General features: G+C 67.8%; 10 protein-coding genes. 8 read left to right on the forward strand and 2 right to left on the reverse strand.

The genetic code is table 11. From position 1 onward, the window contains the following. From AQY21_RS28915 to AQY21_RS02305, 4 genes are all read left to right on the forward strand, one after another. Positions 1-1,486, forward strand: a 1,486-nt coding sequence (locus AQY21_RS28915; RefSeq protein WP_058096234.1) for a hypothetical protein, incomplete at its 5' end; no start/stop codon positions are given. Between the two features lie 110 nt (positions 1,487-1,596). Continuing rightward, the gene (locus AQY21_RS02295) at positions 1,597-3,630 is read left to right on the forward strand and encodes a hypothetical protein (protein WP_058096235.1); all 2,034 of its coding nucleotides are present in this window, start codon (positions 1,597-1,599) and stop codon (positions 3,628-3,630) included. Further along, positions 3,627-5,642 (forward strand): type I secretion system permease/ATPase, encoded by a 2,016-nt coding sequence (locus AQY21_RS02300; protein WP_058096236.1) that lies wholly within the window; start codon positions 3,627-3,629, stop codon positions 5,640-5,642. The genes AQY21_RS02295 and AQY21_RS02300 overlap by 4 nt, the downstream gene beginning before the upstream one ends. Next, entirely contained in the window at positions 5,626-6,957 is a 1,332-nt protein-coding gene (locus tag AQY21_RS02305; RefSeq protein ID WP_058096237.1) for an HlyD family type I secretion periplasmic adaptor subunit, read from the forward strand. The genes AQY21_RS02300 and AQY21_RS02305 overlap by 17 nt, the downstream gene beginning before the upstream one ends. Positions 6,958-7,559: 602 nt before the next feature. On the opposite strand, the gene AQY21_RS02310 is transcribed toward AQY21_RS02305, so the two are convergent. Next, the gene (locus AQY21_RS02310; protein WP_058096238.1) at positions 7,560-8,624 is read right to left on the reverse strand and encodes an AraC family transcriptional regulator; all 1,065 of its coding nucleotides are present in this window, start codon (positions 8,622-8,624) and stop codon (positions 7,560-7,562) included. A 128-nt stretch (positions 8,625-8,752) separates the two neighbouring features. After that, a complete protein-coding gene (gene miaA, locus AQY21_RS02315; RefSeq protein WP_058096239.1) occupies positions 8,753-9,649 on the reverse strand; it encodes a tRNA (adenosine(37)-N6)-dimethylallyltransferase MiaA in 897 nt (298 codons plus the stop codon). Between the two features lie 87 nt (positions 9,650-9,736). Here miaA and pyrH point away from each other — a divergent pair, with 87 nt between their 5' ends. The 4 genes from pyrH to AQY21_RS02335 all read left to right on the forward strand — a co-directional run bounded on the left by pyrH (position 9,737) and on the right by AQY21_RS02335 (position 12,704). Beyond that, entirely contained in the window at positions 9,737-10,471 is a 735-nt protein-coding gene (pyrH, locus tag AQY21_RS02320; RefSeq protein WP_058096240.1) for a UMP kinase, read from the forward strand. A gap of 80 nt (positions 10,472-10,551) precedes the next feature. Continuing rightward, positions 10,552-11,115, forward strand: coding sequence for a ribosome recycling factor (gene frr / locus AQY21_RS02325; RefSeq protein WP_058096241.1), 564 nt, complete (start codon positions 10,552-10,554; stop codon positions 11,113-11,115). A 3-nt stretch (positions 11,116-11,118) separates the two neighbouring features. Further along, positions 11,119-11,853 (forward strand): polyprenyl diphosphate synthase, encoded by a 735-nt coding sequence (gene uppS / locus AQY21_RS02330; RefSeq protein ID WP_058096242.1) that lies wholly within the window; start codon positions 11,119-11,121, stop codon positions 11,851-11,853. Continuing rightward, complete coding sequence (locus AQY21_RS02335; RefSeq protein WP_058096243.1) at positions 11,850-12,704, forward strand: phosphatidate cytidylyltransferase; 855 nt, start codon at positions 11,850-11,852, stop codon at positions 12,702-12,704. Before uppS ends, AQY21_RS02335 begins: the two co-directional genes overlap by 4 nt. Positions 12,705-12,706 lie beyond the last annotated feature (2 nt).

Raw genomic sequence — 12,706 nt, forward strand, 5'->3', positions numbered from 1 at the left:
CGACGCCAGCAACGATGCGCATAACGACGCGAACAATGACGCGCGCAATGATGCGACCAACGACGCCTTCAACAAGGCCGTGAACACGGCCTATAACAACACCGATGTCGAGACCAATGTCTCGACCAATGTCAGCGTCGGTCTCGATCTGGATGGCTGGCAGCCGACCGACAATGACTATGCCGATATCGACCTGGACAACATGCATGGCACCATGGGCGATCTGCTGGTCAACCGCGACGGCAATATCAGCATCGGCACCGATGACATCAATATCGACAACGTGCTGAACAATGCCCTGAACGGCGGCGGCAACGACGCTGCCGTCATCATTCCGCAATCGGCGACGATGAACGATCAGGACGACCTGAGCGATCCCACCGTCACCAACAATGCCGACTTCAACCAGAATGGCAGCGTCTATGGCGGCACGGCCACGGCCGAGCGCGGCATCGATGCCGGTGGTGAAGGCGGCAAGGGCGGTGGCGGCGGCAGCGCCGACGGCGGCTCGGGCGATACCGATGCCGATGGCGGCAAGGCGCTCGCGACCGGCAGCTATGCCCATGGCGGCGGCGGTGGCAGCGCCGCGGCGACCGGCGGCGACGGTGCCGGCGGCGATGCGCTGGGGCTGGGCCTGGGCGTCGGCGTGGGCGGCTCGGCTGATGGCGGCGATGCCGGCGGTCTGGCCGCGGGTATCGGTGCCGGCCTGAGCGGCGACGCCAATGGCGGCGACGCGGGGGCGGGCAGCCTGGCAGGCGCGCTTGGCGCCGGTGCGGGCGGTCCTGGCGGCTCCGGCGGCTCGGGCGGCGCGGGTGGCGGCAGCGGCGCGGCCGATGCCGGTCCGACCGGTGCGCTTGGCCTGGGCCTTGTCGGCGTCGGCGTCAACAGCGACAGCGGCAACGGCGGCACCACCGGCGACGGAGGTGACGGCGGTGCGGGTGCCGCAGGCGGCGATGGCGGCATCGGTGCCGGGATCGGCGCGGCCTTGTCCGCTGCGGCGGCCATGGCCGGCGACGCGACCTCGGGCGATGCGGGCGGTGCCGGCCTTGGCGCCGTTTGGGCGGCGGCCGGGAACGGCGGCCGTGCGGATGGCACGGGCGACGGCTACGGCGATGCCACCGGCGGCAACGGCATCGGTGGTGCGGCCAATGGCACCACCGGCGGCTATGGCGGCGCGGCCAGCGCGACGGGCGGCTACGCCACGGGCGGCAACGGCATGAACACCAACAGCGGCAATGGCGGCGATGGCGGCCAGGTGATGTCGGGCGATGGTGGCTATGCGCATGCCGGCACCTGGGGGTCGAACAATGGCGATGACGGCTATGTCACCGGTTATTCGACCGCTTCGGCCGACGCGATCCTGGATACGACGGCCTTCAACCAGAGCATCGTGATGGGTGCGAACGTGCTGGGCAACACCGTCGACATGACCGTGGTCGGCGGCGATCTCAGCTCGACCGTGGTCGGCCAGGACGACCTGTCCTGAGAAGCTATCCAAGCCAACCTCCTGCGCAGGGCTTCCCTGCGCAGGTTTCCCTTTAAGACATTTTCCTTCGGCGCATCGCCGAAAGTGCTTTATCGAGGAAGGTGGCAGACATGTTGACGATTGACGCCGCAGAGGAAGCGATCTGGCACTTCATCGGGGTTTTTCACATCGCGGAAGAACGTGGCCGGATGCGGATCGAATATGATCGGCTGAAGCCGAAGAAGGCCGATCCCGACCTGGGCCCGGTCGAGCCGCTCGACCTTGCGGCCCAGCATCCCTACAGCCCGCTCGATTACCAGCCCGACATTCCCTATGCGCCACCCCATCGCCCCGTCGAGGGGCTGGCGGCCGATCCCAGGCCGCCCTCGATGGAGCTGGAGACCTATTTCCCGCGCTCCGAGGTCTCGCCGGAGGTGGCGTTTCTCGCGCCGCTGTCCGGCGGCATTCCATGGTCGGCCACGCCGCCGGGCCGGTTCGTGACGCCCGAGGATCCCAGCTGGACCCTGCCCGTGCCGGGCTCTGTCGCCGTGATCGTGATCCAGAAGACCCGGCTGGCCGATGACGACCAGGTGAGTGTCGATGGAATCCAGGGCGGCCTCGTCGGTCTGCACCTGCTTGCCGAGCGGCTGGAGGCCTTGGTGGCGCAGGCCGGCGAGCTGGGCATCGCCCTGCCGGTGGTGCTGCCCGCGGACGAGCCCGCCTTCCGCCTGATCGCCGAGACCTTCCGCCAGACCGACCTGCCCGAGATCGAGACCGCAGGCGCGGAGATCCACGCCCGGCAGGGCGCCGATGTCGAAGGCCAGTATTTGAACGGCGCCAAGGTCGATGCCCGCCCCGATATCGACGCGCTGATGCCCGAATACCGCCAGGAGAAGGCAGCCGAGCAGGCGCGCGAGGCCGAATCGGACGCCGCGGCGCCCCGGCATGACGGGCCTTCTTCTGCCGGGCCGACCTTCGCGACCGGCTCTGGCGAGAGCGAGCCGGGCCATGACCTGATCCTGGGCAACAACACGCTGGTCAACCAGGTCACGATCAACTCTGCCGCGCTGACCGCGCCGGTCATCGCCGTGGCGGCCGGCGTCTACAGCTACAACATCATCAGCCAGACCAATGTCTGGAGCGATTCCGACCTGCTGACCGGCCTCTGGGGTTCGGGCCATGGCCAGATCGGCGGCGCACCGACCCAGTCGATCAATTATGCAAGCTATGCCTCGTTTTCGAACCCGATGCCGGTTGCGCAGGGCGACGGGGCGGCGCCGCAATACTGGGTGACGGCCACGCTGGAAGGCAGCCTGATAAGCATGAACTGGATCGAGCAATACAACCTGATGTCCGATAACGACATCGCCTCGGTCACCATTCACGCGAACCAGACATTGCTACTGATGGGCGAGAATGGCGCGCTGAACCATGTCTCGCTGCTCGAACTGGGCATGAGCTACGATCTTGTCATCATCGACGGCCAGTTCATCAACCTGAACGCGATCCTGCAAACCAATGTGCTGCTGGACGACGACCGGATCATGGTCAGCGACGGGCTGGGGGCAAAGATCAGCTCCGGCGACAATCTTCTCATCAACGATGCGACCATCCTCCAGGTCGGCCAGTCCAACATCGGCCAGACGACCGCGGATTACGACGCGCTGTTGGCGGCTGCGGCGGGGGGCGAGGTCACCTTGCCGGCCTCGGTGCTGAACGACCCCGCCTTCCAGGGGCTGGATGTGGTGCGGGTGCTGCATATCAAGGGCGACATGGTCTCGGTCAACGTCATCCGGCAGACGAATGTGCTGGGCGATTCCGACCAGATCGAGGTCTATCGCGACGATCTCCTGGCCGCCGGGGGCGAGATCAGCGTGGTCACGGGGTCCAATGTGCTGGTGAATGCGGCGGTGATCGCCGAATTCGGCATCGATGCCACGATCTATTCGGGCGGGGAGGTTTATTCCGACGCCCTGCTGCATCAGGCCGAACTGGTGATGACCGACAATCCGCTGATGCCGGCCCCGCCGTCCGGGCTGGCCAGCGAGGCGGTGCTGTTCCTGGCCGAGGGCATGCTCGACGATGACGGCGGCGGCGGCGATTTCGTGCCGATAGGCGTGAATGCAGAAATGCCCGCCGACATCATGCAGACGGTGCTGGCATGACCCGCGGCCAGAAGACCAGCGAGCGCCTGCTGCTCGAACCCGAGATGAGCGTGGACTGGCAGGGGGACAAGCCCCGCCCGCCGGCCTCCAAGCCCCTGGGCACCGGGCCGACGATCGACCGGCAGGCCGGGCGCCTTCCCGCCGCGCCTGCCACGGCACCGTCAAAGGACAGTGCCGCGTTCCACAAGCGCGTGTCCGAGCCCGACATCGCCGGGGCGCTGGGGGCCACGATCCGCCGGATCTGGGCCAATATCCTGGGCGTTCTGCTGTTCAGCGGCGTGACCAACATGCTGGTGCTGGCGATCCCGATCTATCTGTTCCAGATCTCGGACCGGGTGCTGACAAGCCGTTCCATCGACACGCTGGTCATGCTGACGGTGGTGATCGTCGGCGCCGTGCTGTTGCAGGTGATCTTCGACGCCATCCGGCGCGGCATGCTTCTGCGCAGCTCGGTCGATATCTCGGCCCGGCTCGGCTCGCCCATCCTGGCGGCGGCCGCACGCGCCTCGCTGCAAAGCAACGGGCAGGAATACCAGACGCTGGGCGACTTGCAGCAGGTGCGCAGCTTTCTGGTTTCGGGGACGCTGCTGTCGGTGCTGGACCTGCCCTTCGCGCCGCTGTTCATCATCGCGATCTTTCTGGTCCATCCGCATCTGGGCATGATCGTGCTGACCACGGCGGGGCTGCTGCTGGCCATCGCATTGATGAACCAGCGCGCCACCGCGAAATCCTTTGCCGAGGCGAACCGGCATCTGAGCCGGGCCAACCTGCATCTCGATTCGATGATGCGGAATTCGCAGATCATCAACGCGCTGGCGATGATCCCCGAGGCCGTCACCATCTGGGGCCGCGACGCCGCCGGCTCGATGGCGGCGCAGGTACGGGCGCAGGACCGCAACATCCTGTTCGCCGGCGCCTCGCGCGGGGTGCGGCTGCTGACGCAGGTGGGGCTGCTGGGCTGGGGCGCCCATCTGGCACTGCGCGGCGAGATCACCGGTGGCATGGTCATCGCCGCTTCGATCATCGCCGGCCGCGCCCTGGCCCCCATCGAGGGCGCCATCGAAGGCTGGAACAACGTGCTTCTGTCGCGCGCCGCCTATGGGCGCATCTCGGCGCTGCTGAAATCCTCGCCGCTGAACCAGCAGCGGCTGAGGCTGCCCCATCCCGAGGGCCGGCTGGATGTCGAGCGGCTGCTTTACGTTCCGAACGGGACCAAGCGGGTGGTGCTGAACGCGATCACCTTTTCCCTGAACCCGGGCACCTCTCTGGCCATCGTCGGCAAGTCCGGTGCCGGCAAGACGACGCTGGGCAAGATGCTGGTCGGCTCGATCCTGCCCACCTCGGGCAGCGTGCGGCTGGACCTGATGGACCTGCGCAACTGGGACCAGCGCCAGCTGGGCCAATGCATCGGCTATCTGCCGCAGGACGTGCAGCTGTTCCCCGGCACTATCAAGGACAACATCGCCCGGATGCGGCCCGATGCCCGCGACGAGGAGATCTATCAGGCCGCTGTGCTGGCCGATGTCCACGACATGATCGCCAAGCTGCCCGAGGGCTACGAGACCATCGTGGCCGCCGACGGATCGCCGCTTTCCGGCGGGCAGAAGCAGCGCATCGGCCTGGCGCGGGCCTTTTTCGGCAGCCCCCGCCTGGTGGTGCTGGACGAGCCGAACTCGAACCTGGACACCGCGGGAGACCGCGCGCTGTCGCGGGCGATGGCGCTGGCCAAGGAGGACGGCATCACCATGATCGTGGTGACCCAGAAATACCAGCTTCTTCAGGATGTTGACAACATCATGCTGCTGGCCGACGGGCAGATCGCCGCTTTCGGCGCCCGCGACCAGATGCTGGAGCGGCTGGCCAACAGGAAACAGCCCGACAACCGGGCTCCTGTCATGGCCGCGCCTTCCGCGCCGCCACCGGCGGCATCGGCCGGGCCGCCGCCCGCCGCGCCGGGCCGGCAGACCGCGACGCCCCCTGCATCGGAGGCAAGCCATGACCAGCAGGACTGATCCCGACGGCCTTTACGACCGGGTGCCGCGTTCGGTGACCAAGCATCTGGTCTTTGGCCTTGCCCTGCTGGTCCTGTCCCTGGGCGGGTTCGGCACCTGGGCTTTCCGGGCGCCGCTGGCGGCGGCGGTGATGGCGCCGGGCAGTTTCGTCGCCACCGGCCGCAACAAGATCGTCCAGCATCTGGAGGGCGGCATCATCCGCGAGATCCTGGTCGAGGAGGGCGACATGGTGACGGCGGGCCAGGTGCTGGTCCAGCTTGACCGCACCGCCGCCATTGCCAACCGGCGCGAGCTGGAACTGCGCCGCGCCCGGCTCGAGGCGATCAGCGCCAGATTGCGGGCCGAATATACCGGGTCCGACACGCTGGTCTTCAGCGCCTTCCTGCAAGAGCACGACGATGAGCCAAGCTTTGCCGCCATCATGGCCGAACAGCAGGCGGCCTTCCGCGCCGCCCGGGCCAAGCTGGATGGCGAAGTGATCCTGCTGGAAAGCAACATCGCGGCCAGCCGGTCCCGCATCGAGGGCTATGAGAGGCAGCTTGCCGCCGTCGAGACCCAGCTCGCCTTGCTGCGCGAGGATCACGGCGCCCGCGACACGCTGCTTCAGCGCGGCCTGGTGCGGCGCAGCGATGTCAATGTCCTGGCGCGGGCGATCGCCGATGCCGAGGGCGAGGCCGGCCGCATAAGGTCGCTGATCGCCGAGACGGAAGAAGCCGTGCGCAAGGCCGAGAGCGAGATCGAACAGGCCCTGACCCAGCACAGGCAGACCGCGCTGGACGAAAGCCAGGGCATCGAGGCCGAGCTGGACAGCGTTCGCGAGCAATCGCTGAAGGCGCAGGATGTGCTGGAGCGGTCCCATATCACCTCGCCGGTGGCGGGCACCATCGTGCGCATGCATTACCATACGCCCGGAGGGGTGATCGAGGCGGGCAAGCCGATCCTGGAGATCCTGCCGCAGGATGCGCCGCTGATCATCGAGACCTATATCTCGCGCACCGATATCGACGAGATCGAGATCGGCCGGAAGGCGGCGGTGCGGCTGACCTCGCTCAATCAGCGCACGACGCCGGTGCTTCAGGGCCGGCTGGTCTATGTCTCGGCGGATGCGCTGACGACGGAAACCGACGGCACCCAGCGCGAGGTCTATGTCGTTCGGATCGATCTGTCGCCCTCGGAACTGGAGCGCGTCCGCGGCTTCCGGCCGACGCCGGGCATGCCGGCGGAAGTGATGATCGAGACCTCCGCCAGGACCTTTGCCCAATATCTCATCAAGCCGATCGAAGACAGCCTCTCGCGCGCTTTCCGCGAGAACTAGCAGGCTGCTGAAAAAGTCGTGCGACAGGACAACGCGGGCGGGGAACCGGGAAAACCGCCTCAAATCGGCCGAGAACGCCTCATTTTTCAGGCCGATCTTCGCTGGCTCTAGAACGACTTCCGCCGTGCCGCCCTCTCAAGATCCTTTTTCAGCAGCCTGCTAGACGATATTGGCGAATGACGGAGCCAGAGCCCGGCGCAGGCGCCGCCCACCGGGCCAGGAAAGCCGCTTGCGGCTTTTGTCGCGATGGGTGGAGCCTTCGGCTTGGTGAAGCGAGGCACGGCCCTGCTCCGCAAGAGACGGCATGCCCACGGCCTTGCCGCCCTCACCGCTCCGGCACAGGAGGAGGCGGGTGGCGCGCCGGGCTTGTCGCCGGCGGAAGGGCGATTTGAACCGCTCCCGCCCGCAAGCAGAAGGCGATTTGCTCGGCAAGAACGGGCCGAGCGCGCAATCCACGCCGCGCAACGCCGGAGGGCCGCGAGCGAAGCGGCAAGGGTGAGATGGGCAAAGCCCAAGGGCTGCTCAGCGCTTCTGCCTATGGCTATGCGGTGTCGCTGGGCAGGCGAAACCTTTCCAGTGGCCGTTTCGCCTGCGCGAGGCGATCAGTGCCGCTCGGGCGGGCCGTCGCGGGTGTTGCGCATCAAGCTCCGGTAAGCTTGGGGCGTGCGGCCGGTCGCCGCCAGGAAGGCGCGCATGAAATGGCCGAGCCCGCTGTAACCCAGCAAGCCGGCGATCTCGGTCACCGGGCGATCGCCCTCGCGCAACGCCTGGGTCGCGCATTGCAGCCGCAGGTCATAGAGCAGGTCGAGCGCGCTGCGACCCCGGTTCAGGCGGCAGGCGCGGTCGAGCTGTGCCAGTGAGCAGCCCAGCCGCCGCGCCATCTCGGCAATGGTCTGGTTCGAGGGCAGCTCCGCCCGTGCCAGTTGCAGGAAGCGTCCGGTCAGCGCCCGCGCCTCGGCCAGCCCGGCGGAGGCCGGGTCGGACCGGCCGGGGCGGTCGTCGAGCCGCGACAGCACCGCCGCGATCTGAGCGATCTGGCAGGCGGTCGCCGGATCGTGCGTCGGTCCCGATGCCAGGGCAAACATGGACGCATCAAGCAGGGCTGCATCCCCCGTCGCCGGCAGGCCGTGGCTGAAGCTCCGGGGCAGCGATTGGCCCTGGCACAGGGCGGGTGGGATCAGCAGCGCCAGGCCCCGAACCTCGGGCGGCGGTTTCAGGGAAAAGGCCGTGCCCGCCGGGATGAAGGCGATGCGCCCGGCCGGCAGCACGTGGTTATGGCGGGGAAACATGATCGTGGCCAGGCCGCCGGTCGGGCGAAGCAGCACATGGTCGCCACGGACCCGGGGACCCGGCGGTGCGGTCCGGCTTCGCACCGCCCCGCCCCAGTGAAAGCCGGCAAGCGGGATCAGGCGCAATCCGTCGCCCGGGCGGCTGACTGGCAGCGGCCGGGATGGGGGCGAGGACAGCGGCGCCGCTGCTTGGGCCGGCCCGGTCACGGCGACGGCCAGGACCGGGGGCGGGCTGGTGAGGGTGGTCGGCGGCCCAGCCGCTTCCGGTCGCGGATCGGTTTCCGCCGGTTCCAGGATCGTCCCGACGGTGATGCCGGCGACGATGAGGCGCGCCACGGCCGGATCGGGCGGGACTGGGGCATGGCGGGCTTCATTCATCAGGCGCGGCTTTCAGCGAATCCATGATGAAAGGCTATCCTTATGACGTGAGTTCAAGAAGGATATATTCTACCCATGATTGATATTTGATTAATATGTCGTATCTTCGCCGCAGGGCCTTGCAAGGCTCAGCCGCCGATGTCGATCCGGCGCCAGTCGCGCATGCGGCCGCGGAAGAAGCTGCGCTGTGCCTTGGCATATTGCCGGGTGGCGATGACCGCGCGCCCGGCGGCCTCGTCGAGGTCAATCCGGCCTAGCAGATGCGCCACGAGCTCCGGCGCGCCGATGGCCTTTGCCCAAAGCGCATCGGGGTTCCAATGCGGCAGCACCGCGCGCACCTCCTCCAGCGCGCCTTGCTTCAGCATCACGTGGAAGCGGCGGGCGATGCGCTCGGCCAGCCAGTCGCGATCCGGGTCCAGCACCAGCAGATGCGCCGCTGCGGGATCGATCAGCGGCGGCGGCGTCTCGGCCTGCCAGGCGGCGATGCCGCGCCCGGTCGTGGTCAGGACTTCCCAGGCACGCTGGACACGCACCGGGTTTCTCAGGTCGATGCGCGCGCGGGTGAGCGAATCGAGGGCCTCGATCATGCGCGCCAGCCCGCCGGGCTCGCGCACCAGCTGGTCGGCCTGGGCGCGGATCTCGGGCGGGGTCGGGGGAATCACCGCCAGCCCGCGGCTGAGCGCGTTCAGATAGAGCCCGGTGCCGCCGGTCACGATCAGCCGGCCGGCGCCCGAATCCATCAGCGCGGCGACCTCGGCCAGCCAGGCGCCGACGGAATAGGCGCGATCCGGGGTGACATGGCCGTAAAGCGCATGCGGGGCGCGGGCCTCGTCCTCGGCCGGGGGGCGGGCGGTCAGCACGCGCCAGCAGGACCAGACCTGCAAGGCATCGGCATTGACGATGGTGCCGCCCTGTCGCTCGGCGATCTCCAGCGCCAGGGCGGATTTGCCGCTGGCGGTCGGCCCGGCGATCAGCACGGGACGGGCGGGATCCAGCTCGGCCAGGATCGGGTGACGCAGGGTCATTTCAGGACCAGTCGGCGGCGGTTGAACATGGGGCCTATTTGCGACATTTTGCCCGGCAATGAAACTGCCGCAAAAAAGGTGACCCCCATGTCGGAAAGCGCGTCCAAGACCCCCGGAAGCTATTCGCGCGTGATGCTGAAGATTTCGGGCGAGGCGCTCATGGGGGATCAGGGCTACGGCCTGCACCCGCCGACCGTCGCCCGCATCGCGCAGGAGGTCAAATCCGTCCATGACATGGGCGTCGAGATCTGCATGGTCATCGGCGGCGGCAACATCTTCCGCGGGCTTCAGGGCAGCGCCCAGGGCATGGAGCGGGCGACCGCCGACTACATGGGCATGCTCGCCACGGTGATGAACGCGCTGGCTATGCAGGCGGCGCTGGAGGCGCTGAAGATCCATACCCGGGTGATCTCGGCCATCCGCATGGACGAGGTGGCCGAGCCCTATATCCGCCGCCGCGCCGTCCGCCACCTGGAAAAGAAGCGCGTCTGCATCTTTGCCGCCGGCACCGGCAACCCCTATTTCACCACCGACACCGCCGCGACCCTGCGCGCCAACGAGATGAATTGCGAGGCGATCTTCAAGGGCACCAAGGTCGACGGCGTCTATGACAAGGATCCGAACAAGTTCGCGGATGCCAAGCGCTACGAGGACGTGACCTATGACGAGGTGCTGCAAAAGCACTTGGGGGTGATGGATGCCTCGGCCATCGCGCTGGCCCGCGACAACGACCTGCCGATCATCGTGTTCTCGCTGGACGAGCCGGGCGGTTTCCGCGGAATTCTGGCCGGCACCGGCACATATACGCGCGTGCATGGCTGAAAAGCCCCTATAGGCTTTGCCATGCGGGCCGGGCTCGGCTAAAAGCCCTGAAAACCACAGCACAGAGGCCATGATCGAGCATGTCCGACGAGATCGAGATCGACACCGACGACCTGGAACGCCGCATGAAGGGCGCGATGGAATCCCTGCGCCATGAATTCGCCTCGCTGCGCACCGGCCGCGCCTCGGCCAGCATGGTCGAGCCGATCATGGTCGATGCCTATGGCTCGCCCACGCCGATCAACCAGATCGGCACGGTGAACGTGCCCGAGCCGCGCATGGTCACGATCAACATCTGGGACAAGGCGCTGGTCGGCAAGGCCGAGAAGGCGATCCGCGAATCGGGCCTGGGCATCAACCCGCAGCTGAACGGCACCATCATCATGCTGCCGATCCCCGAGCTGAACGAGGAGCGCCGGCGCGAGCTGACCCGCGTCGCCGCTCAATATGCCGAGCACGCCCGCGTCGCCATCCGCAACGTGCGCCGCGACGGCATGGACCAGATCAAGAAGGCCAAGGGCTCGGGCATGTCCGAGGACGACCAGAAGTTCTGGGAAGGCGCGGTGCAGGAACTGACCGACAAGATGATCGCCTCGGTGGACCAGGCGCTTGAGGCGAAGCAAGCCGAAATCATGCAGGTCTGACGCATGGCCGAGATCGCAGCCAGCCTGTCGAAATCCGGCGGAGGGGACCAGCGGCCCCGTCATGTCGCCATCATCATGGATGGCAACGGCCGCTGGGCCAAGAACCGTGGCTGGCCGCGACTGGTCGGGCATCGGCGCGGCGCCGAGCGCGTCAAGCAGATCGTGCGCGCCTGTCCCGACCTGGGCGTCAACTGGCTGACGGTCTATGCCTTCTCGACCGAGAACTGGAAACGCTCGACCGAGGAGGTGCTGGGCCTGATGGGCATCTTTGCCCGCTATATCGAGCGCGAGGCCGACGGGCTGTCTGCCGAGGGCGTGCGCATGCGCTTCATCGGCGGGCGCGAGCGGCTGGAGCCCAAGCTGCAACGGCTGATGGCCGGGATCGAGGCGCGCACCGCCGGCAATACCCGGCTGAACCTGACCGTGGCGATCAATTACGGCGGCCGGGACGAGTTGACCCGGGCCGCGGCCCGGCTGGCGGCCCGCATCGCCCGGGGCGAGGTGGCCGAGCCGACCGAGACCGACCTGGCCGATTGCCTGGACACCGCCGGCCATCCCGACCCGGACTTGGTGATCCGCACCAGCGGCGAGACCCGGACCTCGAACTTCCTGCCCTTCCAGGCGGCTTATTCGGAATATGAGTTCACCCCCACGCTCTGGCCGGATTTCACGCCCGAGCATCTGGCCGAGATCCTCGACCGCTACGGGTTGCGCGACCGGCGCTTCGGCGGCGCATGAGCGGGGACGGGCCGCAGCCGGGCCGGTTGCGCGGCGCCTTGCAGCGCGGGCGCGACAAATGGGCCGATCTCTGGCCGCGCCTGCTGTCGGGCGTCGTGCTGGCGGTGCTGGGGCTGCTGCTCCTGCTGTCCTCGGGGCTCTGGATCCGGCTGGGCGTCTCGGCCGTCATCGGGGTGATGATGTGGGAGCTGGCGCGGCTGACCGGCTGGCGCCACCCGGAATTCCACAGCCCGCGCCATCCGGTGCTGATCGCCATCCTGTCGGGGCTGGTGATGCTGGCTATGCTGGTGCTGCCCGGCGACTGGCCGATGGCATTGGTGCTGGTGCCGATGATCGCCGGCTGGCACGGCACGCATGAACACGAACGCCCGGCCTATCTCCTGTTCACCCTGGCGATCCTGGGCGCGGGCTATGCGCTGGTGGTGATCCGCGAGGTGATGGGCCTGCCGACTCTGGCCTGGATTGTCGGTACCGTGGTGCTGTCCGACGTGCTGGGCTATTTCATCGGCCGCAAGCTGGGCGGGCCGCGCTTCTGGCCGGCGATTAGCCCCAAGAAGACCTGGAGCGGCACCATCGCCGGCTGGGCGGGCGCGCTGGTGCTGGCGCTGGTCCTGCTGCTGGCCGAGCTGGCGCCATGGCCGGTGCTGGTGCTGGGTCCGCTGATCGCGCTGGCCGGGCAGTTCGGCGACATCGCGGAAAGCTGGCTCAAGCGCCGGGTCGGGGTCAAGGACAGTTCCGAGCTGATCCCGGGCCATGGCGGGGCGATGGATCGGTTTGATGCCATGGCCGGGGCGTTGCTCTTGGCGCTGCTGCTGGTGATCGGTAATCTCTTACCCGTGATCGGAGGCTGAGA

Origin of the sequence: Paracoccus sp. MKU1, from assembly GCF_001447385.1 — a bacterium.
GTDB lineage: Bacteria > Pseudomonadota > Alphaproteobacteria > Rhodobacterales > Rhodobacteraceae > Paracoccus.